The sequence below is a fragment of the Desulfomicrobium orale DSM 12838 genome (assembly GCF_001553625.1).
GTDB lineage: Bacteria > Desulfobacterota > Desulfovibrionia > Desulfovibrionales > Desulfomicrobiaceae > Desulfomicrobium > Desulfomicrobium orale.
This window is the reverse complement of the sequence record NZ_CP014230.1, coordinates 2,733,957-2,755,662: the sequence shown is the minus strand read 5'-3', so window position 1 is coordinate 2,755,662 and position 21,706 is coordinate 2,733,957. Positions and strand designations below refer to the sequence as shown.

Below are 21,706 nucleotides of genomic sequence, written 5' to 3'. Positions count from 1 at the left end.
CGCTTGGTAATCCATTTGGGTTGTTGACTCAATCCGGAGGACGGCGCGGCAGATAAAATACGGGAATGTCGCAGCGGGAGGCGGAGAATCGGTCTGCGGTACGGGAGAAAGAACTTCCGGTTCCGGCGCGTTCCGGACAACCGTGGATGTACGCGGCTGCCCGGCGCGCGCCGGGATCGGATGGATGAGGGGCTTTTATCCGAGTGCTCCTGCGGCGGAGCGGCAGTGACCTTCGGTGCCGCCGCTCAGGGAGTTATGGGCCTGCATGGCGCAGAGCTTGCCGCACATGGTGCAGGTCTTGCCCTCGCGTTCGCGGTTTTCCTCCCAGCGCTTGCGGGGCAGTTCCTGATCCAGGGCCGCGGCGAACATGCCTTCCCAGTCCAGGTCTTTGCGCGCGGCGGACATGACCCGGTCACGGTCGATGGCCCCGGGCAGTCCCTTGGCGATGTCGCCGGAATGCGCGGCGATCCGGGCGCTGATCACGCCCATGCGCACGTCTTCCATGTTGGGCAGGCACAGATGCTCGGCCGGGGTCACGTAGCACAGGAAATCGGCCCCCGCCGCTGCCGCCGCTGCGCCGCCGATGGCCGCGGTGATATGGTCGTAGCCTGGAGCGAGGTCCGTGGTCAGCGGGCCCAGAACGTAGAAGGGCGCGTTGTCGCAGATACGCTTTTGCAGCATGACGTTGCCCGCGATCTGGTTGAGGGGCATGTGTCCCGGCCCTTCGATCATGACCTGCACGCCCCGGGCTCTGGCTCTGCGGGCCAGCTTGCCGATGACCAGCAGTTCCTCGATCTGGGCCGCGTCCGTGGCGTCGCTGACCGCGCCGGGACGCAGGCCGTCGCCGAGGCTTAAGGTCACGTCGTAGCGGAAGGCGATGTCGAGCAGGGCGTCGTAGTCTTCCAGCAGCGGGTTTTCGCGGCCGTTTCTGTCCATCCAGGCCGCGAGCAGCGCTCCGCCCCGGCTGACGATGCCGGCCACGCGGTCCTCGGCGTGGGTGCGGGCCACCGCACCGCGGGTTACGCCGCAGTGCACGGTGATGTAGTCGATGCCTTCAGCGCACTGGGTTTCGATGGAATCAAGGAGCATGCGGGAGGTCATGGCCTCGATGCCCTTGCCTTCGTCCACCAGGTCGGCGGCCACGGCGTACATGGGCACCGCCCCGACCATGACGGGCGAATTGTCCAGAATCAGGCGGCGGGTGCGGGACAGGTCCCGGCCTGTGGACAGGTCCATGACGCTGTGCGCTCCGGCCCTGACGGCCGCGTCCAGCTTGGCCAGTTCGACTTCCACCGAGCCCTGCACACCGGACGTGCCGATGTTGGCGTTGACCTTGGTACGCAGTCCCTGGCCGATGCCCTCGGCAGAGAATTCCCGGCCCACGTTCTTAGGAATGACGATCACTCCGCGGGCCACACCCTGGCGGATTTCCTCGGGAGTCCTGTTTTCTTTTTCGGCCACAACAGCCATTTCCGGGGTGATTTTGCCCTCCAAGGCCCAACTCAGCTGGGTCATATACGTCTCCTGCGAAAAAGGTAAAAAAAAGCCGCTCTCCCACAAGGAAAGCGGCTGCATGCCCGAATACATTCAGACTTCCGTTTCCCTACGCTGGAATGATCCAGATCAGGTTCCAAGGGTATCATCTCAGGCCCTGAGGCCACCCCCAACGAACAGGCCCCTCTCTTATGCGCTTCGGTCCGTCCTGTAAACAGGCCGGATACCGGACTTGGGTGCGCGGACATAATTTTCTTGCCGAGAGGCGGCTGGCTCGGGCAGGATCGCCATAATTCCATTTCGATCCGTGACAACGGTCTCTCCGATGAAATCCGGCGTACACACGGAGGCGTCTCATGCTCGATAGCGAAAACAATGCGGCCGTGGCCGTCAGCAACGGGGAATTGCTGCACTTCCTGCCCAAAATGGCCAATCGGCACGGCCTCATCACCGGGGCCACCGGCACGGGCAAGACCGTGACCATGCAGACTCTGGCCGAAACCTTCAGCCAGATGGGCGTGCCGGTCTTTGCCGCCGACGTGAAGGGCGATCTGTCCGGAGTGGCGGCCGAAGGCGGGAACAAGGACAGCGTGACCAAGCGGGTGGAGGCTTACGGCCTTCTGGACAGGGGGTTTGCCTTCCAGTCTTTCCCCGTGCAGTTCTGGGATGTTTTCGGGGAGCAGGGCGCTCCCGTGCGGGCCACGGTGAGCGGCATGGGGGCCCCGCTTCTGGCGAGGCTTCTGAATCTGAACGATACCCAGACCGCTGTCCTGAATGTGGCCTTCAAGCTGGCCGAGGATGAGGGACTCGCCCTGGTGGACCTGAAGGACCTGCGCAAGATTCTGGAATACGCGGGCCTCAACGCGGGGCGGCTGTCCGTCGCATACGGCAACATCCATCAGGGCACCGTCGGCGCCATCCAGCGCGGGCTGGCCGCTCTGGAGCAGGAAGGGGCCGGATTTTTCTTCGGCGAGCCGGACCTGAACATCGACGACCTCATGCAGGTCTTCGACGGCAAGGGCGTGATCAGTATTCTGGCCGCCGACAGGCTGATGGCCTCGCCCAAAATCTACACCACTTTCCTGCTCTGGCTGCTGACCAGACTGTTTTCCGCCCTGCCCGAAGTGGGGGACCCGGACAAGCCGGTGCTGGTCTTTTTCTTCGACGAGGCCCATCTGCTTTTCGACAACGCTCCGCGCGTGCTGCTGGAGCGGGTGGAACAGGTGGTACGGCTGATCCGCTCCAAGGGCGTGGGCGTGTATTTTATTTCCCAGACACCTTCGGATATTCCGGATTCGGTGCTGGGGCAGCTCGGCAACCGGGTGCAGCACGCCCTGCGCGCATACACGCCCAAAGACCAGAAGGCGCTGAAGGCTGCGGCGCAGTCTTTCAGGGCCAACCCGGCCTTTGACACGGAAACGGCCATTGCTCAGCTGGGCACGGGAGAGGCTCTGGTTTCTTTTCTGGACGCCAAGGGTGCGCCCACTCCCGTGGAGCGGGCCTTCATTCTGCCGCCCCAGGGGCAGATCGGCCCGCTGGACGAGGCCAGGCGCCGGAGCATGAACGCAAGTTCCTTGGTGTGCCGCTATTATTCGGAAGCGCGGGACAGGGAATCGGCCTACGAGATTCTGGATGCGCGTCTGAAAAGCGCTGCCGAGGAAAAGGCCGCGGCGGGCCGGACGAAGGAAGAGGAAAAGCTGCGGGCGGCAGAAGAAAAGGTTCGGCAGAGGGCCACCGAACAGCGGACGCGCTTCTGGACGGGAGTGGCCAAGTCGGTCTTCGTGCCTGTCGTGCGGCAGTTCATCACCGGAATGATCAAAAAAAAGTAAGCGGCGTCATCAGGATAAGGACTGCATCGATATGGATATCTCCGAAATACTGACTGCGAACGAATTCATCGTCAATGTCGTGGTAGCCATCACGGCCGGTGGGTTGATCGGCCTTGAACGCAGCTATCACGGCCGTCCGGCGGGGTTCAGAACCCACGCCCTGGTCTGTCTGGGTTCGTCCATGCTCATGCTGGTCACGGTCTACCAGAAGCTGTGGTTTTCCGGTGCCGTTCTGGAAACCGTGCGCATCGATCCGACCAGAATGGCTCAGGGCGTCATGACCGGCATCGGTTTTCTCGGGGCGGGGGTGATCATCAAGGAGGGGGTTTCCATCCGGGGCCTGACCACCGCCGCGTCCATCTGGGTCACGGCGGCTCTGGGCATTGTGGCCGGAGTGGGCTTGTACACGCTGGCCGCCATAGGAACATTCATCACCATCCTGACCCTGTCCCTGTTCCGGTGGGTGGAAACCCGTCTGCCGATTCTGACCTATGCCAACCATACGCTGAAATGCGCCAGAACCGCCATAATTCCGGAAGAGGAACTGGCAGCCGTCATCAGAAAACACAAGATAGGCATCACGGGGATGAGCTACTCGGCGGTCAGCGGCGGCGACTTCGAGTACTCCATGACCCTCAGCACCAGGGACCCCAGCAACTTCCGGGCTCTTTCCCGGGCTTTTCTGGAGATGGACGGCGTACTTGAATACAGGATCACCTCCAAAGGTTTCTGATAACTTGGCCTATTCGACGCAGCAGACCTGATCCCGGCCTTTTTTCTTGGCCTCGTAGAGGGCCCTGTCCACGCGTTTGAGAAATGCGTCGGGCGCTTCCCCCTGCTTGTACTGGACCGCGCCGATGCTGACTGTGACGGGGCCGTTTTCAATGGAGATGCCCTGGGTGGAGGCACAGATGCGTCTGCCCACGTGGCGGGCTTCCTCCAGGTTGGTCATGGGCAGCAGGATCAGAAATTCCTCTCCGCCGCTGCGCGCGGGCAGATCTTCCTTGCGGCATTCCCGTCGCAGCAGTGCCGCGAAATCTTGCAGCACCTTGTCTCCGGCGCAATGTCCCAGCGTGTCGTTGATGCGCTTGAAGTGGTCCAGATCGGCCATGAGCAGGCTTAAGGGCTGCTTGTGCCGTCCGGCCAGGGAAATGGCTTCCTGAAACCGGTCCATGAATGAGCGTCTGTTGGGCAGGCCGGTCAGATAGTCGGTGCGGCTGATGCTTTCGATATTGGTTTTGGCGAGGTCCAGTTCTCTGACTTTCAGCGCCAGCTCTTTTTCGGTTTTCTTCTGTTCGGAAATATCCACGATGATGCCGATAAGGGTCTGAGTCTCCTGCTCCGCATGCCGGAAGCAGCTGCTCCAGTACAGACAATGGCGGGTTGTCCCGTCGGAGAAGGGGAAGTTCAATTCCCGGTGCATCGTGCCCCCATGAGAAATGAGTCTGCTGTCTTCCTGCAGGCATCGGACACGCTCGGCCTGGGACAGAAAGGGCAGGGCCATCGCAGTCTTGCCAATCAGCTCCTCGGCAGTAACGCCGAAGGCTTCCTCGTAGGCGCGATTGATGGACACGTAGCGGGTGTCGGCGTCCTTGACGAAGACGGGAGTGGGCAGGGCCTTGAGCAGTTCATTCTGGAAAAGCAGCTGTTCGGCCAGATTTTTTTGGGTTTGTCGCTCTTTGGTAACGTCCTTGACGACACCGGCCATGCGCGGATGCTGATCGGGAGCTTCCAGGATTTTTCCCTGTATCTGCAGCCAGTGCCAGGAATCGTCCTCATGCCGCAGGCGGAATTCCAGAGTGAGCACGTCCTGCCGCTTCGTTCTATCCCGGACGTATTGCAGGAGTTCATTTTGGACCGTTTCTCTGTCTTCGGGATGCGCGCGGTTCAGCCAGGAAGAAAGAGTCGCCGGGACATGCCCGCCATCCTGAAAGCCAAGCAGCCGCAGACAGGAAGGAGAGCAGGAAAGCGGCGTTTCGGGGGCGAGCGGATTGTGTTCGTCAAGGGGTAGTGTCCAGAAACCCAAGTCGGAAAAGCAGACGCAGACTTCAAGCCGGGCGGCCTTGTCTTCGAGCAGGCGGCGTTGCTCCAGGTCACGCAGCCGCCACGGGCGCAAGGGCGCGAGCGCTTCCTTTTCATGCTCCTCGAGTCCGGACCAGATTTCCGCCTCGCTGTCCGGATCGTTGCCGTCGGTCAGCCAGCGCCGGAGCGCATCCATTTCTTTCATGATCGCCGTATCCGATTGTTTCATGTTCCACAGAAGGTTTTGTACGGGGTCGGCCAAGGCGCAGGCGGTTCGGCCAGATCCGCGTACGCGGGCAAATGCTCATAAGGTCGGGAAAGGGCTGAGAGAAGCCGCTCAAGAGGCGCAAGATTTCGTGTCGCGGCGGCCTTCAATGCCTCTTCCACCCGGAGGTTTCTGGGGATGACGGCCGGGTTGAGGGTACGCATCCTCTTTCGGGCGTTTACGATAGGCCCGCTCTGCCGGGCCAGTCTGGCTTCCCACCTGTCCCGCCAGGCTAGGAAGCCGGGCTCCCTGAAAAACGGCGTCTCCGGCGTCGTCTCTTCGGACAGGCCGCGCAGGGTGGCCGTGTAGTCGGCCCGGTGTTCCCGCATCAGCGCCAAAAGGTCCTGAGCGAGTTCCAGATCGCCATTCTCCACGCTTTCAAGCCCGAGTTTCGCGGCCATGCCCGAAGTCCACTCCCGGCGGAACGTGTCTGGAAATACGGCCAGGGCTTCGGAGGCCATTTCTCTGGCCCGTTCTTCCCGATCATCGAAAAGCGGCAGCAGGGCCTCGGCGAAGCGGGTCAGATTCCATTGCATGACCGAGGGCTGGTTGCTGTAGGCATACCGGCCGTTGTGGTCGATGGAGCTGAACACGGCGTCCGGGTCATAGGCATCCAGAAAGGCGCAGGGGCCATAGTCGATGGTTTCCCCGCAGATGGAAACATTGTCCGTGTTCATCACGCCGTGCACAAAGCCCACGAGCAGCCATTTCGTCATCAGGGCCGCCTGCCGAACCAACACAGCCCGGAAAAAGGCCAGGTACGGAGTGGGATCTTCGGCCGCTTCCGGATAATGGCGGGCGATGGCGTGGTCGGCCAGCAGGCGCAACGCTTCGCGTTCATCGGCAGCGGCCAGATACTGGAACGTACCCACGCGGATATGGCTTGCGGCCACTCGGGTCAGGATGGCGCCGGGCAGGGCGGTTTCGCGCCATACGTTCTCGCCGGTGGAAACCACGGCCAGACTGCGTGTAGTGGGGATACCCAAGGCATGCATGGCTTCACTGGCGATGTACTCCCGCAGCATGGGGCCCAGAGCGGCCCGGCCATCTCCCCGCCGGGAAAATGGCGTCCGCCCCGCCCCCTTGAGCTGGATGTCGAAACGCTCGCCGGTGGGAGTGATCTGTTCGCCCAACAGAAGAGCCCGGCCGTCGCCGAGCATGGTGAAATGCCCGAACTGATGTCCGGAATAGGCCTGAGCGATGGGGTCGGCTCCGGATGGAAGCAGATTGCCGGAGAAACAGCGCGCACGGTCGGGGTCGGCGAGATCCGTTCTTAAACCCAGAGAGGTGCCGAGGGATGCGTTGTAACGTATCGTTTCCGGGGTGGCCACCAGTGTCGGGAGTTGGCGGGCGTAGAGAATTTCAGGCAGACGGATGTAGCTGTTATCGAAGTTCCATCCGGAGGAAGAGAGGGAACCGGAGTGCGGCATGGCTGCATTTTTTGCCGCGAAACGGCGCGGCGGTTGTCCAGAGGATGAAAGAGGGCAGCGATAAAAAATGAGCGGTAAAAAATTCTACAATCTGTTGAAAACTCTGGTGCGCCAGGGAGGATTCGAACCCCCGGCCGATTGCTTAGAAGGCAATTGCTCTATCCACCTGAGCTACTGGCGCACATGAAAGAAAACAGATATGTTTCCCCATGTGAAAAGTCAAGGCAGCTCTTGGTTGTGCGTTTTGAGGAGGCGAGAAGTGGTCCCCAAAATTCGGACAGGTGTGATAGCTACTCAACCAGCCAAGGAGAACACACATGTCCAAACGAAAGAACCACGCTCCCGCTTTCAAGGCCAAAGTGGCCCTGGCCGCCCTTTCCGGCGAGAAAACCATTGCCGGACTCAGTTCCGAGTTCGGCGTTCATCAGACGCTCATCCACAAGTGGGTGAAGCAGCTCAAGGAATCGGCTGCGGGCATCCTTGCCGGTGAAATCAAGACCGAAGAGGTCAGGAGAGAAAAGCAGCTCCAGATGCTTCATGCCAAAATCGGTCAGCTTACCGTGGAACGAGATTTTTCAGCCGAAGCCTGGGGGAAGCGGTGAGCGTCTCCCGCAGGCAAAGCATGGTCAATTCGGGCCATGTGAAGCTCAGCGTTGTCCGGCAGTGCATTCTGCTCAAAGTCGCCCGTTCCAGCCTGTATTACAAAAGAGCCGGAGAATCGGCCATAAACCTCACAGTAATGCAGGAAATCGGACCGTGCTCTCACGGAATGGCCGTTTCTTGGAGTGCGCCAGATGCGTCGTTACATGGTGTCGCTGGGATACAACGCTGGCAGAAAGCGCGTCCGCCGTCTGATGCGGTTGATGGGTCTCATGGCTGTGTACCAGAAGCCGAAAACCAGTGTTCCGAACCCGGAACACAAACGCTATCCCTACCTGTTGCGCGACTTGACCATAGATCGGAGCAATCAGGTCTGGTGTGCGGATATTACCTGCATCCCCATGCGCAAAGGTTTTCTCTATCTGGTGGCCATCATGGACTGGTACAGCCCTGGCGGCTCTCAAACACCATGGACACGGATTTTTGCGCCTCGGCTCTGGAAGAGGCCGTGGCGAAATATGGCAAACCCGATATCTTCAACACCGACCAGGGCAGCCAGTTTACCAGCTTTGCCTTTACCAACATCCTGCGAGATAAGGGAATCCGCATTTCCATGGACGGCCGGGGCCGCTGGCTGGACAACGTATTTATCGAACGCCTCTGGCGCTCACGCAAATACGAGAACGTGTACCTGAACGCATATGAAACCGGCTCGGAAGCCCGCACCGGCATCGGCAGATGGATCGACTTTTACAACCAGACTCGGCCTCACAGCAGTTTGGGAGGGAGAAGCCCGGAGCGTTGTTACCATGAAGGGCTGTTAAAGGCAGCATGATGAGGAAAAAGATAAGCCAAGAAACCGCTAATTCCTGGCCGAACAATGGGGACCAACTCTGGGCAAAGATGGAACAAGGTAATCAGCCTTCGTTCCATTTTTTTGTCCAAAATCCGGGCGTTCTTACGGGCAGGCTAGATTGGCTTTGACTGTCTCTATCCCTTCAGAATATGATAGGAGGCTTTCAGCTTTCGAGTAACTTGATCGCATCAAACCTTTACGAAACAGAAAAATGGCTTGATGCGATCAAGTTGTCAGCAGAAAGGTAAAAAGTCGCCTCATTACGTCCTCTGCGTACAGGTACTTATCATGAATAAGTCCTTGCAAAGACAGCCTGAGATGAGGAACAGGCAAGCCGAGCAATCCCCATTTTCCGCCCGAACACATGGGACAGCTCCGAGCCCACCAGTATCAACGAGAGAACGGATCATGAAAATCGTCCTGTATTCCCACGACACCATGGGCCTTGGCCACATCCGCCGCAACCAGCTTATCGCCAGGGCCCTGGCGGAGTCGCCTTTGGCTGCCAAGGTGCTGCTCATTGCCGGCATCCACGAGGCGGGCGCATTCCGCATTCCAAAGGGCGTCGACTGTCTGACCCTGCCCGCCTACCGCAAGGATCAGCACGGGAACTACTCGCCCCGCTCCCTTTTTGTAGAAACCAATGCCCTGGTCAATCTGCGGTCCCAGGTGATTGGGACGGCCCTGACCCATTTCAACCCCAACCTCTTTATCGTGGACAATGTGCCGCGCGGCGCTCTGCAGGAATTGAGCCCGGTTTTGGAGAATCTGAAAGATTCCGATACCACCAGAACCGTGTTGGGTCTGCGAGACATAATCGATCATCCGGAGGCTGTGCGCAGGCAGTGGCAGGAACAGGAGAACGAGGCCTTTATCGAGCGATTTTATGAAGCGGTCTGGATCTACGGCGATCCAGACGTGTACGATCAGACCTCTGCCTACGGTTTTTCTCCCTCCCTGAGGCTCAAGACGACCTTCACCGGCTATCTCGACCCCATGGATCGTCTGCCGTCCGGCGAAGAAGAGGACCTGGACCCGGAGTCGGCGCGCTGGGTAGAGCGGGATGTGCTCCAGCAGGAATTTACCCTTTGTGTCATTGGCGGGGGGGCAGGACGGCCTGGCCGTGGCGAGCGCCTTTGCCAGGTCGCAACTGCCGGAGGGCGAGTACGGCATCATGGTTACCGGACCGTTTTTACCGGAGGAGAAAAAACGGCAACTGCTCTCCCAGGCCAGAGAAAATCCACGTCTGCGGGTACTGGAGTTTCTGCAGGAACCCATGGGCTTGATGCAGCGGGTCAGGCGGATCATTGCCATGGGCGGTTACAACACGGTGACCGAAATATTGAGCCTCGGCAAACCCGCTTTGATCGTGCCGCGCAACAAGCCCCGGCTCGAGCAGACAATCCGTGCCGAACGCCTGCGGGCCTTGGGGGTGGTCGACGTCATCTGCCTGGAAGATCTGAATCCGGCCGCTCTCTCCCGCTGGCTCCATAAGGACCAGGCCTTCAAACCTGCCCGCAATGTGATCGACCTTGGGGGGCTAAAGAAGATTCCGGCTTTGGCCAGCGCCATGTTCGGGTCCGCCCATGTTGCCGCCGACCCTGCCTCTTCCGCCTCCTCCACTCGTTCGAGTAAGGTTGCATCATGACGACACCGCAGCAGCCCGCGCTGGCCTATGTGCTCAAACGCTACCCGCGCTTCTCGGAAACCTTTATCGTCAATGAAATTCTTGAACACGAAAAGGCCGGGATGAGAATCCACATCTTTGCTCTGCGGCCGGTCCGGGAAAGCCATTTTCAGGATATTCTGGCCCAGGTCAGGGCGCCGGTCACCTATATCCGCGACATCAGCGCCGCCACGCACAGCCTCTGGGAGATGATGAGCCTTGCCCGCAGGGAACTGCCGGGTTTCTGGCAGGCTCTGGATGAGCTGGGCGACATGGAAGAGGGAGACCTGCTTCAGGCCATCAAGCTGGCCCTGAAGGCGCGCGAGCGCGGGATTGCCCATTTTCACGCCCATTTTGGCACGCTTGCGGCGACCGTCACCCGCATTGCCTCGAGGCTTGCCCGCATTCCCTATACCCTGACCGTACACGCCAAGGACATTTATCATCAGGCAGTCGATCAGGAGGATATGCGCAGGAAGCTGGGCGATGCCGCGGGCGTGATCACGGTCTCCGGCTATAACCAGCGCTATCTGCAGGCCACCTATGGTCGGGCGGCCGAGCAGGTGCGGCGTATCTACAACGGCCTGCATCTGGACCGTTTTACGTACCAGCCCCCCAATCTGAACAGCCGGGAAATCCTGGCCGTGGGCCGGCTGGTGGAGAAAAAGGGTTTTGATGTGCTGGTCGAGGCCTGCGGCCTGCTGCGGGAGCGGGGCATTGCTTTTCACTGCAGCATAGTGGGCGAGGGCATGATGCGGGAGCCTCTGCAGCAGCGAATCGAGCGGCTTGGTCTGGCTGAGCAGGTCTGCCTTGCCGGGCCCAGAGCCCACGCGGAGCTGATCAGGATTTTTCGTGAGGCCGCCTTTTTTGTCGCTCCCTGCGTGATCAGCTCCGACGGCGACCGCGATGGCCTGCCCACGGTGCTTGTGGAGGCCATGGCCCAGGGGACGCCGGTCATCTCCACCCAGGTGGTGGGCATTCCCGAGCTGGTGCGGCATAACGACACCGGTCTCTGCGTGGCGGAGCGCGATCCCTCTGCCCTGGCCGATGCCATGGCGCGGCTGCTGCAGGATGCGAATCTGCGGTCATCCCTGGCCGGCCGGGCCCGGGCCCTGGTTGAAGAGGATTTCGATATCCGGAAAAACGCGGCGGCCCAGCGCGAGCTCTTCAGGGCCGCCATGGCCGCCGCCCGTCTGCCGGAAACGGCAGACGCGACCACGGCGAGGAGGGCCTGATGCGTCTGGCATATGTCTGCGCCGACCCCGGCATTCCGGTCTTTGGTGCCAAGGGCGCCTCCATCCACGTACAGGAAGTCATCCGTGCTTTTCGGCGGCAGGGGCTTCAGGTGCGGCTTTTTGCCATGCGCCTGGGCGGGGAGCCGCCCGCGGATCTGAGAGACCTGCCGGTACACTGCCTGCCGGAGCCGCCGCGGGGCGACACCGCCCGGCGCGAGCGGGCGGCCATGGTAAGCGCCGGCACCGTGCAGGACGCCCTGAGGATCGCCGGGCCGTTTGACTGCGTCTACGAGCGCTATTCCCTGTGGAGCTGCGCCGGCATGGAGTATGCCGAATCCCAGGGCATCCCCGGCATCCTTGAGGTCAATGCGCCGCTTATCGAAGAGCAGATCCGGCACCGGGAACTGGTGCACCGCGAGGAGGCGGAACGGATCGCGGCCAGGGTCTTTGCGGCGGCCCATGCCATCATTGCGGTGTCGCCGGGAGTCGCCGCCTATCTCGATGGCTACCCGCAGAGCCGGGGACGGGTGCGGGTGCTTGCAAACGGCATCGATCCGGCCCGCTTTCCGGACGAACTCTTTGCGGATCGTCCCCAGCCGGATTCGCCGGCAACCTTTACCATCGGTTTTCTCGGCTCCCTCAAGCCCTGGCACGGACTTGAGCTGCTGCTCGATGTGTTCATCGCCATGCACTCACAGGATCCGGGCCTGCGCCTTCTGCTGGTGGGTGATGGCCCGGAAAGGGCAGGCATTGAGCGGAGCATTGCGCAGGCCGGAATCTCCGACAGTGTCACTTTGACCGGCGCGGTTCCTCCGGAGGAAGTCGCGAACTGGCTGCGGCAGATGGATGTGGGCGTCGCCCCCTATCCGGAGATGGAGCCCTTTTATTTTTCGCCGCTGAAAATTTATGAATACATGGCGGCCGCTCTGCCGGTGGTAGCCAGCCGGGTCGGCGGGCTCGACCGGGTTGTGCGCGAGCAAAAGACCGGTCTGCTCTATCCGCCGGGTGATGCGGCCGGACTGCAGGCCGCTCTTGCCGGCTTGCGCGCCGATCCGGCCCTCTGCCGCAGGCTGGGGCAAGCCGCCAGAGACGAAGCCCTGACCCGGCACAGCTGGGACAGCGTGGCGGCCCGTATCCTTGCCATCGCGGGTTTACAGAAAAAAGAGCAGGGGAGGCACGCGGACCTGAGCGAAAATACTCCGAAAGACCAGGGAGGGCATCATGTCGACTTCTTCTGAGACGCCGGCCGGCATATCCGCGGCCCTGCCCAGCCTGCGCCGCATCCTCGCCTGTTTCGGCCCCTATCTGCGCCGTCATGCCGCCTTGCTCGCCGGCTCCCTGCTGGCCCTTCTGGCCGGTATCGCCGCCCAGCTGCTGGAGCCCTGGCCGCTGAAAATCGTCATCGACTGGATCGTCTCCGACAGCCCCCACACCGGTTTTGCAAAAATTCCCCTGCTCGCCAGCCTCGACTCCATGCAGCTGCTGACTCTGCTTGCGCTCAGTCTGGTGCTGATCATTTCCCTCAGAGGAATCTTGTCCTATCTGAGCAGCATCGGCTTCGCCCTGGCAGGCAGCCGCACCATGGCCAGGATCCGGGACGATCTCTACCAGCATCTGCAAGGGCTCTCCCTTTCCTTCCACAACCGGGCCAAAACCGGCGAGCTGACCCTGCGCGTGGTCAGCGATGTGAACCTGATCGGCGAGACCATGGTGACCGCCATCATGCCGATGCTCGCCCACCTGCTGATACTTGTCGGCATGATCGGGGTGATGTTGTGGATGAACTGGCAACTGACCCTCTTTGCGCTGCTGCCTTGGCCCCTGCTCTGGCTCATCAGCACCCATCTGGGCAGAAAGATTCACCAGATGACCCGCAAACTGCGTAAACAGGAGGGGGCGATGGCGGCCACCGCAGCCGAATCCCTGGCCGCCATCCGCGATGTACAGGCCCTGTCACTCGAAAAAAACTTTGCCGACGTCTTTGCCCGAGTGGGGCAGAAGAGCCTCGGTACCGGGGTGCAGGTCAAGCGCCTCACCGCCAATCTGGAACGCAGCGCCGATGTCATGATCGGCCTGTCCTCGGCCATTGTTCTCTGGCAGGGCACGCTCTTCGTGCTGGTGGGAGAGCTTTCGCCGGGCGATCTGATTGTCTTCATCACCTACCTCAAGAGCACCTTCCGGCCGATCCGCATGTTTGCCAAGTATACCAGCCGGATGGCCAGAGCCGTGGCCGCGGGCGAGCGCATCGTCGATCTGATGGCAGAAAAGGCGGATATCGAGGATCTGCCCGATGCTGTGGCCGTCCCGCCCTTCAAGGGCTCTCTTTGTTTCGAGGGGGTGAGCTTCGCCTACGATCCGGCCCATCCCATCCTGCGCGGGATTGACCTCTCCGTGCCGCCGGGCCACCATGTGGCTGTGGTCGGGCCTTCGGGCATGGGCAAATCCACCCTGGTGAGCCTGATTCTGCGTCTCTATGACCCCAGTCAGGGCCGGGTGCTTATCGACGGGATGGATATCCGCGGCTTTTGTCTCAAATCCCTGCGGGAGCAGATCAGTATCGTTCTGCCCAACAGTCTGCTCTTTGCCGCCAGCATCCGCGACAATATCGGCTACGGCGCGGCCAGTGCCAGCTTCGCCGAAATCGAGCAGGCGGCCAGACTCGCCAACGCCCACGATTTCATCATGGCCATGCCCAATGGCTACGACACCGAACTGGGCGAGCGCGGGGTCACCCTTTCAAGCGGCCAGCAGCAGCGCATCGCCATTGCCCGGGCCGCCCTGCGGCAGAGCCCGATCCTCATCCTCGACGAGCCGACCACCGGTCTGGACCGCAGCAACGAACAGGCGGTGATCGAGGCCCTTGGCAAGCTCGCCCGGGGCCGCACCGTGATCATGATCACCCATGATCTCGATCTGGCCGCCCGGGCGGATCAAATCGTGTTTCTCGAAAACGGCAGTATCATCGAACAGGGTTCCCATGCGGAGCTGCTCGGCCGGGGCGGGCCGTATGCCGCGCTTTTTCGGGCCCGCAACCCGTCCGCTTCGCAGGGGCGCGACACCGCCGGAGAATAAACCATGCTGAACGGCCATGATCTGGAGGTGATTGCCAGAGAGCCCGGCCTGCCGGGGCTGAGCATCCTGCTCGATCCGGAGCGGGCGCTGGGACTTTTGCAGCGGCTCTATCCGGAACAGGCAATCCTTAATCTTTCCCTCAGCTACCTCAAATACAAGCCGCACACCAACTGCCTGGCGGGTTTTGCCGCCGGGGTCGGCGCTCAAAAGGCAATACGGATTTCGGCCAAGGCCTATCCCGAAAAGGAATACGCCAAAGAGCGGGCCCGTTGTCAGAAGGGAAACGGTGCCGGGCAGGGTGGCCATGAGCCCCATTTTGTGGATGGCTGGCAGTTGGCGGTCTGGTCTTTTCCACGGGATCGAAAACTGCCGGGCCTGGCGGCGCTGGGAGAGGCGGATGCGCGCCGACGGCTTCTGCAGGATCTTCTGCCCGCAATGCCCGAGCTGTGGCCGGCCGGAATGGAGACCCTGCGCTATAAAAACGAGCGCAGATACGTGGGCAAATTGCTGGTGGGCGGTGCAGCCCGGGCGCTCATCAAGGTTTATGAGGCGCGGGACTTCAAAAACGCCTGCAGGGCCGCGCGGACCATCGGCACCTTTGCCGCGGATGGCGGCCTGAGCGTCGCCGGGCCTTTGGGCATTTCCCAGGATGAGCGCATCATAATCAGCCGCTGGCTGGACGGCCGGCCGCTGCGCCAGCTCCTGCACGAGGCTCGGGATCTGAGCCGAAAGCCTGGCCAATTGCAGGCCGTGGGCGCGGCCCTGGCCGGCTTCCATCGAGAGAGCCCTGGTTCGCTGGCCACGGCTGTGCCGGAAAACGAGGCGCTTTCGGTTCTGGCCGCCGCCAATGCCACGGCCTTTCTCTGCCCCGCCCTGGCAGTCCGGCTGCGCCGTCTCGCCGCCGGGATCGGCGCGGAGCTGCTCTCCATGCCCCGCCAGCATCACCCCATCCATGGAGATTTTTCCAGCGATCAGGTGCTGGTCGATGGGGCGGATGACGGTGGAATCGCCATCGTCGATTACGATCAGGCCCGCATCGGTGATCCTGCAGCGGATCTTGGCTCTTTTACCGCGCAACTGTTTTATGACGAGGCGGCGGGAGCCCTTGCGGCCGGCACCGCCGCAGCACTGGCAGACGTGGTGCTGAAGGGCTACCTGGAGGCTTGCGGACAAAGGGAAACTCTTTTGCGCTACAATCTCCACACAGCGGCAAAACTGCTGCAGCTCACGCCCCAGGCTTTTCGCACCCGTCACCCGCAGTGGCCGGAGCTGATGGCCCGGCTCGTGTACCACGCAGTGGCGTTTTGGAGAAACCATGCCCGGCATGAAACCGGAACATAGGGCCATGCCGATTGGCCGCGGCAAGAGCGGTCCCGTTCCGGTTCACGATCCGGACCGCAGGATTGCCGATTCCAAAATGCCCATGCTGGTCCAGGCACTAGACCCGGCGTACATGACCCGCGCCCTGCGGGAACAGGTGGAAGCATCCGGGCGCAATCCCTTTGCCGGCACGGCATGGCAGGTGGCGGCGATTTACGTGCGGCGGCACAAACCGGGCCGCCGCTGCCTGATCGAGTATGAGCTGACCGACCCGGAAAAGGGCGGCCGCTTTTCGGTTCTGGGCAAAATCAGGGCCAGGGGGCTCGACCGGCGCAGCCATGCGGTGCAGCGGCATCTGTGGGAAAACGGCTTTGACGGTTCCTGCGCGGATGGCGTCTCGGTTCCCGAGCCTCTGGGCCTGTTGCCGCATCTTTCCATGTGGCTGCAGAAAAAGGTGCCGGCAAGGCCGGTTATCGAAGGATTGCACGGGGAAAATGGCCCGGCCCTGGCCGGGCGGATCGCCGGGGCTCTGCACAAGCTGCACCGGCTGGGGCCATTGTCGGAGCGGGTGCACGGCATGAAAGATGAGCTGCGCATCCTGGAGACACAACTGACCGCCGTGACCTGGCTGCATCCGGCCTGGAAAAAGCGCATCGACGAGCTGCTTGCGGCCTGCACGCGACTGGGGCGCAGCCTGCCGTACTGCCCGCCCTGTCCCAGTCAGCGGGATTGCTATCATGACAATATTCTTTTTGACGGCGACCGGCTCTTTCTGGTGGATCTCGATCTCTACTGTCAGGGCGACCCGGGGCTCGATCCGGGCAACTGTCTCGCCCATCTCATCGACTACGGCCTGCGCAGCCAGGGCGAGTCTGGTCGTCTCGGCGGAATTGCACAGGCCCTGGCCGCACGCTTTGGCGCATTGACCGGCCATGTCCATGACCAGCGGGTGGCGGTCTATACCACGCTTTCCCTGGCCCGGCTCATTGCCGTCAGCACCCGTATCCCCGGCCGTGAACAGTGGACTGGCCGGCTCATGGATCTCTGCGAACTTCGCATCAAGGAGCTGCATTCATGATTTCTTTTCTGAAAAAACAAGCAATCAGCCCCGGTTTTTCAGTGGTCGACGGCCTCATGGCCTGGAAAAAACGTATCTCTACAGGAAGGCGAACTGCTTTTTTTGTGTTTTTCTCCGTCATCATCGGTGCGGCATTTATGAATCCCGCGGCTCATGCCGGAGACAAAAAGCATGAAAGCAAGTTCAAAGTAAAGGCGGCTCTGGAGTCCAAAATTGATATTCAGAACAACCGGGATCTTGATTCCGGCAGAGATGATTCTCTCTCCGTACTCGACCCGGAGCTGAGTGTGGGAATCCTCTACAGGGCTACGAATTATTTTGAAATTTTTTCGGAAATCGAGGCCAGCCGCAAATTCACCCTTGCTCATGGCGATGACATTTCCTCACCCTCCCACGACAGAGAACTGAACCTCAAACAGATCTACTTCAATCTTGAAGACTGGCCCTTCGACAATCTCGATATCCGCCTCGGCCGCCAGGAGTTCGAAGACGAGCGCGAGTGGCTCTACGACGAGGAACTGGATGGCCTGCGCTTATTCTACGAACGGGGCGTCTGGTCGGCCGAGCTTTCCGCCAGCCGCCTCTCTACTTTCAGGAAAAATCTCCTGAGTGATGACGATTTCGATGCGCATCTCAACTACTACATGGCCTACGGCAGCTATAAGCCGCAAAAGCATTACGAGTTCAATGCCTACGCCATCCTGATCGACGACCTCTCCAAGGCTTCAACCGAGCAGGTGCTCTTGGGCCTGCGCAGCCGAGGAACGCTTCTGGACGCGCTTGATTACTGGGCGGAGCTGGCCACGGTGCGCGGCCGGGATGAGGGGATGGATTTGTGCGGATACGGCCTTGATCTGGGCGCAACCTACCGTCTGCCTACTGTATTTTCTCCCAGCCTCAGTCTGGCTTATGCCTTTGGCAGCGGCGACGGCAACACGGATGACTCGCTCGATCGCAGCTTCCGGCAAACAGGCATTCAGGACAATACCGGCCGCTTCAACGGAGTGGAGGATTTTCAGCTCTACGGCGAAACTCTGGACCCGGAGCTGAGCAACATCCATATAATCACCGCTGGACTTGGTATCCGCCCGACAGAGAACAGCTCCCTTGATCTGATCTATCACCACTACCGTCAGGATACGGCAAGGGAGGGCAGACTGCGCAACGCCTGGATACGGAATAAGACCCTGGGGGAGAGCCATGATCTGGGTCAGGGCCTTGATATCATTGCCGGTTATCGAGAGATAAAAAATCTTCAGCTCTATGCCCGGTACGGTCTTTTTTTCCCCGGAGATGCCTTCCCGGACGGGGCGGATACGGCCTCCAGCTTTCAGGCGGGTTTCAAATATAAATTCTGAGCGGCAGAGGGAATCCTCCGACAGATTGCCTTTGGCGGCCTTTCAGGAGGGAATCCCCCGTTGCCGCGAGGCGGACTCTCAATCTGCTCTGCTGCACACGCCCAAAGAAAAAGGACCTAGTTTTTCTAGGTCCTTTATTTTCTGGTCGGGGCGGCGTGACTTGAACACGCGGCCCTCGGTTCCCAAAACCGATGCGCTACCAAACTGCGCTACGCCCCGGAGGAAACGGGACGTACACAGCTGTCTCCAAAACTGTCAAGCCTTCAGGATGGTCCTGCCAGAACAGTCCGCCTGGATTTTACAGGCCCCGCCTCGCAGCGTTCGGGCATGAGCTTACAGGCATCTCCATTTCTATGTTGAACTCGTTTACTCCCAAGGCGTTTTGTATTTTCTGGCGGCAGAAAGTTTTGAACCGCCTCACGCATTGAACAGGAAATGCACCACATCTCCGTCTTTCAGGACGTATTCCTTGCCTTCCACGCGCAGCACTCCAGCGGCACGGCATTTGGCCTCGGAACCGTGTTTGACGTAGTCTTCGTAGGCGATGACCTCGGCCCGGATGAAGCCTCGCTCGAAATCCGTGTGGATCACGCCCGCACCCTGAGGCGCCTTCCAACCCTGACGGATGGTCCAGGCGCGGACTTCTTTGGGTCCGGCCGTGAAATAGGAGCACAGTCCGAGCATTTCATAGCCGGCGCGGATGATCAGATCCAGGCCGGACTCCTGCACGCCGTAGGAGGCCAGAAACTCCGCCGCCTCCTCCGGGGAAAGCCCGGCCAGTTCCTCCTCCATACGGGCGGAAATTTTCACGGCCCCGGCCGCGCGGGCCTGAGCCGCTTCGCGCACGCGGCGCACATGGGCGTTGTCCTCTCCCAGTCCGTCCTCATCCACGTTCATGGCGAAAATGACCGGCTTGAAAGTGATCAGCAGCAGATCCCGGCGCAGTTCCGCTCCAGGATCGCTGTGCAGTTCGGTCATTTCCGAGGCGGGCCGTCCCGCGTTCAGGTGGTCGATGAGCCCGCGCAGCAGGTCCATCTGCGGGGCCAGCCGCTTGTCGCCTTTGATCTGTTTGCCCAGCCGTTCGGCCTTGCGTTCGGCGGCCTGAAGATCGGCCAGGATCAGTTCCGTATCGATGGTTTCCATGTCCCGGATGGGATCCACTGCGCCGTCCACATGGATCACGTCATCATTTTCAAAGCAGCGCACCACGTGCAAGATGGCGTCGCATTCGCGGATGTTGGCCAGAAACTGGTTGCCCAGACCTTCGCCCTTGCTGGCCCCACGAACCAGTCCGGCAATATCGATGAAGTCCACCGTGGCGTGGATCACTTTCTGGGAGCTGGCCAGTTCCTGCAATTTGTACAGCCGCAGGTCCGGCACAGGGACCACGGCCCGGTTGGGTTCGATGGTGCAGAAAGGATAGTTGGCGCTCTCGGCGTTCTGAGCCCTGGTCAGCGCGTTGAAAAGGGTGGACTTGCCCACGTTGGGCAGTCCGACAATGCCTATGCTCAGTCCCATGATGTCTCCTTGTGCTGCCGGAACTGCGCCCCGGCGTAAAGTGGCGCAGGCATAATATGGCCCCCGGCGGGAGGCAAGGCGCACGGTTTGAGGTTTGCGCGGATGGAAGTATACGGCGCGGAAGAAGCGGCATTGCCGCTGATTTTTTTCAAAAAGCGGAGGAGCTGTGGCTGAGCTGGTGGAAGTGGCCGTGAACCGGCCGTGCTGCTCCGGGTGCATGGCCTGCGTGGAGGTGGCGCCGGAGGTATTCGCGTTCGACGAGAGCGCCCAGGTGGCCGAAGTGCGGGCCAACCCCTGCGACGCGGAACTGGCCAGAAAGGCCGTGGCCTATTGCCCGGATGATTGTATCGATATCATCTGAAAGTGGGTACGGATGGACCGGATTGGGAAATGCCTTCACATCCCCGGCGGCCTGTTGAGACGCCGGGGATGCGCCGGATTGAGGGGGATGTCCGGAGACGGCGATCCTATCTGCCCACGGAGAAGTAGGCGAAGCCCTCGGCAGCCATGAGCTGCGGCGAGTACAGATTGCGGCCGTCGAACAGCAGCGGGGCCTGAAGCTCCTTTTTGATTCGGGCGAAATCCGGATTCCTGAACTGGTTCCATTCCGTGACCACGGCCAGAGCCGAAGCACCTTCCAGAGGAGCGTACTGGTCGTCGCAGATCTCCACCAGCGGGTTGTCGGCCAGGATGCGGCGGGCATTGGAGCCGGCCACCGGGTCGAAGGCACGTACGCGCATGCCGCGTTCCGTCAGATACCGGATCAGTTCCAGGGACGGAGCCTCGCGCATGTCGTCGGTGTTGGCCTTGAAGGCCAGACCCCACAGGGCCAGAATCTTGCCGGACACGCCGCCCTGTTCGCTGAAATATGCTTCGATCTTGCGGGCGATGACCAGCTTCTGCCGGTCGTTGACCTCGTCCACGGCGGACAGGAGCTGCGGATTGCAACCCGCCCCGGTGGCCGTGCGGATAAGGGCCTTCACGTCCTTGGGAAAGCAGGAGCCGCCGTAGCCCACGCCCGGATAGATGAACTGGTAGCCGATGCGGTGGTCCGCACCGATGCCCCGGCGCACTTCGCGTACATCGGCTCCGACCTGCTCGCAGATGTTGGCGATTTCGTTGATGAAGGAGATCTTGGTGGCCAGCATGCAGTTGGCCGCATACTTGGTCATTTCCGCGCTGCGCACGCCCATGACGATGAGTTTTTCCCGGCTGCGGGCGTAGGGCGCGTACAGGGTTTTCAGCAGCTCGGCCGTGCGTACGTTGTCCGTGCCCACGACCACCCGGTCCGGCTTCATGAAGTCGTTGACCGCGTCGCCTTCCTTCAGAAATTCGGGATTGGAGACCACATCGAATTCGATCTCCACGCCGCGTTTGGCGAGTTCCTCGTTCACAATAGCCCGGACCTGGTCTGCCGTGCCCACGGGCACCGTGGATTTGTCCACGATGATGGTATAGCCGGTCATGGTCCGGCCCACATCCCGCGCCACCTGCTGCACATAGCGCAGATCGGCGCTGCCGTCGTCGCCTTCGGGAGTGCCCACGCAGCAGAACACGAACAGGCTGTCCTTCAGGCCCTCGGTCAACTCGGTGGTGAAGGTCAGGCGTCCTTCCCTGGCGTTACGCCGGACCAGTTCCTCCAGGCCGGGCTCGTAAATATGGACTTCGCTTTTTTTGAGCCGGTCCACCACGTTTTCGTTGATGTCCACGCAGGTGACCATATTGCCCATTTCCGCGAAGCAGGCCGCGGACACGAGCCCCACATAACCGGTTCCGACAATGCATATGTTCATAGTTACTCCTCATGGTTTTGTGCCGTGTGGATGTCTTGCCCTGGTCAGCGGCTGTTGTGCGGGCCGCGCAAAGTATCGGGCACAATTAATGATGCGGGATGAAAAAGAACTCTGAGGCAGACTTTCCTGCCGGGATCGCCGTTATATGTTTCTGTGGCTGCATCTGGCGG

General features: G+C 60.9%; 16 protein-coding genes, 2 tRNA genes, 1 pseudogene and 1 riboswitch. Of the genes and pseudogenes, 11 read left to right on the top strand and 8 right to left on the bottom strand.

The window, feature by feature from the left end; translation table 11 throughout:
- Window positions 1-195 precede the first annotated feature (195 nt).
- Window positions 196-1,515: a phosphomethylpyrimidine synthase ThiC gene (thiC, locus tag AXF15_RS12955; protein ID WP_066609014.1), complete on the bottom strand. Its 1,320-nt coding sequence runs from the start codon at window positions 1,513-1,515 to the stop codon at window positions 196-198.
- Window positions 1,516-1,583: 68 nt separating this feature from the next.
- A riboswitch (TPP riboswitch) is annotated at window positions 1,584-1,675 on the bottom strand.
- Window positions 1,676-1,850: 175 nt separating this feature from the next.
- Between thiC and AXF15_RS12950 the strand changes: the two genes are divergently transcribed.
- Window positions 1,851-3,323, top strand: a complete 1,473-nt coding sequence (locus AXF15_RS12950) for a helicase HerA-like domain-containing protein (RefSeq protein ID WP_066608381.1) — start codon at window positions 1,851-1,853, stop codon at window positions 3,321-3,323.
- Between the two features lie 31 nt (window positions 3,324-3,354).
- Entirely contained in the window at window positions 3,355-4,056 is a 702-nt protein-coding gene (locus tag AXF15_RS12945) for an MgtC/SapB family protein (protein WP_066608378.1), read from the top strand.
- Between the two features lie 9 nt (window positions 4,057-4,065).
- On the opposite strand, the gene AXF15_RS12940 is transcribed toward AXF15_RS12945, so the two are convergent.
- The 3 genes from AXF15_RS12940 to AXF15_RS12930 form a co-directional block, all read right to left on the bottom strand.
- Window positions 4,066-5,550, bottom strand: a complete 1,485-nt coding sequence (locus AXF15_RS12940) for a GGDEF domain-containing protein (protein WP_211258990.1) — start codon at window positions 5,548-5,550, stop codon at window positions 4,066-4,068.
- A gap of 20 nt (window positions 5,551-5,570) precedes the next feature.
- Window positions 5,571-7,040 (bottom strand): protein adenylyltransferase SelO, encoded by a 1,470-nt coding sequence (locus tag AXF15_RS12935; protein WP_066608372.1) that lies wholly within the window; start codon window positions 7,038-7,040, stop codon window positions 5,571-5,573.
- Window positions 7,041-7,144: 104 nt separating this feature from the next.
- Window positions 7,145-7,221 (bottom strand) — tRNA-Arg (locus AXF15_RS12930).
- A 136-nt stretch (window positions 7,222-7,357) separates the two neighbouring features.
- Between AXF15_RS12930 and AXF15_RS12920 the strand changes: the two are divergent.
- Window positions 7,358-8,475: pseudogene (locus AXF15_RS12920) on the top strand (IS3 family transposase).
- Between the two features lie 411 nt (window positions 8,476-8,886).
- Here the strand turns inward: AXF15_RS12920 and AXF15_RS13830 are convergent.
- Window positions 8,887-9,321 (bottom strand): hypothetical protein, encoded by a 435-nt coding sequence (locus tag AXF15_RS13830; RefSeq protein ID WP_083518062.1) that lies wholly within the window; start codon window positions 9,319-9,321, stop codon window positions 8,887-8,889.
- A 265-nt stretch (window positions 9,322-9,586) separates the two neighbouring features.
- Between AXF15_RS13830 and AXF15_RS12910 the strand changes: the two genes are divergently transcribed.
- Genes AXF15_RS12910 through AXF15_RS12880 form a run of 7 tightly spaced genes read left to right on the top strand, consistent with a single transcriptional unit; the run spans window position 9,587 to window position 18,225 of the window.
- On the top strand, window positions 9,587-10,144 hold the full coding sequence (locus AXF15_RS12910) for a glycosyltransferase (RefSeq protein ID WP_169793673.1): 558 nt from the start codon (window positions 9,587-9,589) through the stop codon (window positions 10,142-10,144).
- Window positions 10,141-11,397: a glycosyltransferase gene (locus tag AXF15_RS12905; protein ID WP_066608367.1), complete on the top strand. Its 1,257-nt coding sequence runs from the start codon at window positions 10,141-10,143 to the stop codon at window positions 11,395-11,397. The genes AXF15_RS12910 and AXF15_RS12905 overlap by 4 nt, the downstream gene beginning before the upstream one ends.
- Window positions 11,397-12,635 carry a glycosyltransferase family 4 protein gene (locus AXF15_RS12900; RefSeq protein ID WP_066608358.1) on the top strand — a complete coding sequence of 413 codons (1,239 nt, stop codon included), beginning with the start codon at window positions 11,397-11,399 and terminating at the stop codon, window positions 12,633-12,635. The genes AXF15_RS12905 and AXF15_RS12900 overlap by 1 nt, the downstream gene beginning before the upstream one ends.
- A complete protein-coding gene (locus tag AXF15_RS12895) occupies window positions 12,619-14,469 on the top strand; it encodes an ABC transporter ATP-binding protein (RefSeq protein ID WP_066608355.1) in 1,851 nt (616 codons plus the stop codon). The genes AXF15_RS12900 and AXF15_RS12895 overlap by 17 nt, the downstream gene beginning before the upstream one ends.
- A gap of 3 nt (window positions 14,470-14,472) precedes the next feature.
- Window positions 14,473-15,810, top strand: coding sequence for a phosphotransferase family protein (locus AXF15_RS12890; protein WP_066608352.1), 1,338 nt, complete (start codon window positions 14,473-14,475; stop codon window positions 15,808-15,810).
- Between the two features lie 4 nt (window positions 15,811-15,814).
- A complete protein-coding gene (locus AXF15_RS12885) occupies window positions 15,815-16,867 on the top strand; it encodes an aminoglycoside phosphotransferase family protein (protein ID WP_066608349.1) in 1,053 nt (350 codons plus the stop codon).
- Window positions 16,864-18,225 carry an alginate export family protein gene (locus tag AXF15_RS12880; RefSeq protein ID WP_066608346.1) on the top strand — a complete coding sequence of 454 codons (1,362 nt, stop codon included), beginning with the start codon at window positions 16,864-16,866 and terminating at the stop codon, window positions 18,223-18,225. The genes AXF15_RS12885 and AXF15_RS12880 overlap by 4 nt, the downstream gene beginning before the upstream one ends.
- Window positions 18,226-18,367: 142 nt before the next feature.
- On the opposite strand, the gene AXF15_RS12875 is transcribed toward AXF15_RS12880, so the two are convergent.
- Together AXF15_RS12875 and ychF are read right to left on the bottom strand one after the other, a co-directional pair.
- Window positions 18,368-18,444, bottom strand: a tRNA-Pro gene (locus AXF15_RS12875).
- Window positions 18,445-18,642: 198 nt separating this feature from the next.
- Window positions 18,643-19,743: a redox-regulated ATPase YchF gene (ychF, locus tag AXF15_RS12870; protein ID WP_066608342.1), complete on the bottom strand. Its 1,101-nt coding sequence runs from the start codon at window positions 19,741-19,743 to the stop codon at window positions 18,643-18,645.
- A gap of 166 nt (window positions 19,744-19,909) precedes the next feature.
- Here ychF and AXF15_RS12865 point away from each other — a divergent pair, with 166 nt between their 5' ends.
- On the top strand, window positions 19,910-20,104 hold the full coding sequence (locus AXF15_RS12865; protein WP_066608339.1) for a ferredoxin: 195 nt from the start codon (window positions 19,910-19,912) through the stop codon (window positions 20,102-20,104).
- A 106-nt stretch (window positions 20,105-20,210) separates the two neighbouring features.
- On the opposite strand, the gene AXF15_RS12860 is transcribed toward AXF15_RS12865, so the two are convergent.
- Complete coding sequence (locus AXF15_RS12860) at window positions 20,211-21,536, bottom strand: UDP-glucose dehydrogenase family protein (RefSeq protein WP_066608336.1); 1,326 nt, start codon at window positions 21,534-21,536, stop codon at window positions 20,211-20,213.
- Window positions 21,537-21,706 lie beyond the last annotated feature (170 nt).

Coding starts and splice junctions, on each gene's coding strand:
- thiC (WP_066609014.1), bottom strand. CDS start 1,515: ATGACCCAGCTGAGTTGGGCCTTGGAGGGCAAAATCACCCCGGAAATG.
- AXF15_RS12950 (WP_066608381.1), top strand. CDS start 1,851: ATGCTCGATAGCGAAAACAATGCGGCCGTGGCCGTCAGCAACGGGGAA.
- AXF15_RS12945 (WP_066608378.1), top strand. CDS start 3,355: ATGGATATCTCCGAAATACTGACTGCGAACGAATTCATCGTCAATGTC.
- AXF15_RS12940 (WP_211258990.1), bottom strand. CDS start 5,550: ATGAAAGAAATGGATGCGCTCCGGCGCTGGCTGACCGACGGCAACGAT.
- AXF15_RS12935 (WP_066608372.1), bottom strand. CDS start 7,040: ATGCCGCACTCCGGTTCCCTCTCTTCCTCCGGATGGAACTTCGATAAC.
- AXF15_RS13830 (WP_083518062.1), bottom strand. CDS start 9,321: ATGATCGATTATGTCTCGCAGACCCAACACGGTTCTGGTGGTATCGGA.
- AXF15_RS12905 (WP_066608367.1), top strand. CDS start 10,141: ATGACGACACCGCAGCAGCCCGCGCTGGCCTATGTGCTCAAACGCTAC.
- AXF15_RS12900 (WP_066608358.1), top strand. CDS start 11,397: ATGCGTCTGGCATATGTCTGCGCCGACCCCGGCATTCCGGTCTTTGGT.
- AXF15_RS12895 (WP_066608355.1), top strand. CDS start 12,619: ATGTCGACTTCTTCTGAGACGCCGGCCGGCATATCCGCGGCCCTGCCC.
- AXF15_RS12890 (WP_066608352.1), top strand. CDS start 14,473: ATGCTGAACGGCCATGATCTGGAGGTGATTGCCAGAGAGCCCGGCCTG.
- AXF15_RS12885 (WP_066608349.1), top strand. CDS start 15,815: ATGCCGATTGGCCGCGGCAAGAGCGGTCCCGTTCCGGTTCACGATCCG.
- AXF15_RS12880 (WP_066608346.1), top strand. CDS start 16,864: ATGATTTCTTTTCTGAAAAAACAAGCAATCAGCCCCGGTTTTTCAGTG.
- ychF (WP_066608342.1), bottom strand. CDS start 19,743: ATGGGACTGAGCATAGGCATTGTCGGACTGCCCAACGTGGGCAAGTCC.
- AXF15_RS12860 (WP_066608336.1), bottom strand. CDS start 21,536: ATGAACATATGCATTGTCGGAACCGGTTATGTGGGGCTCGTGTCCGCG.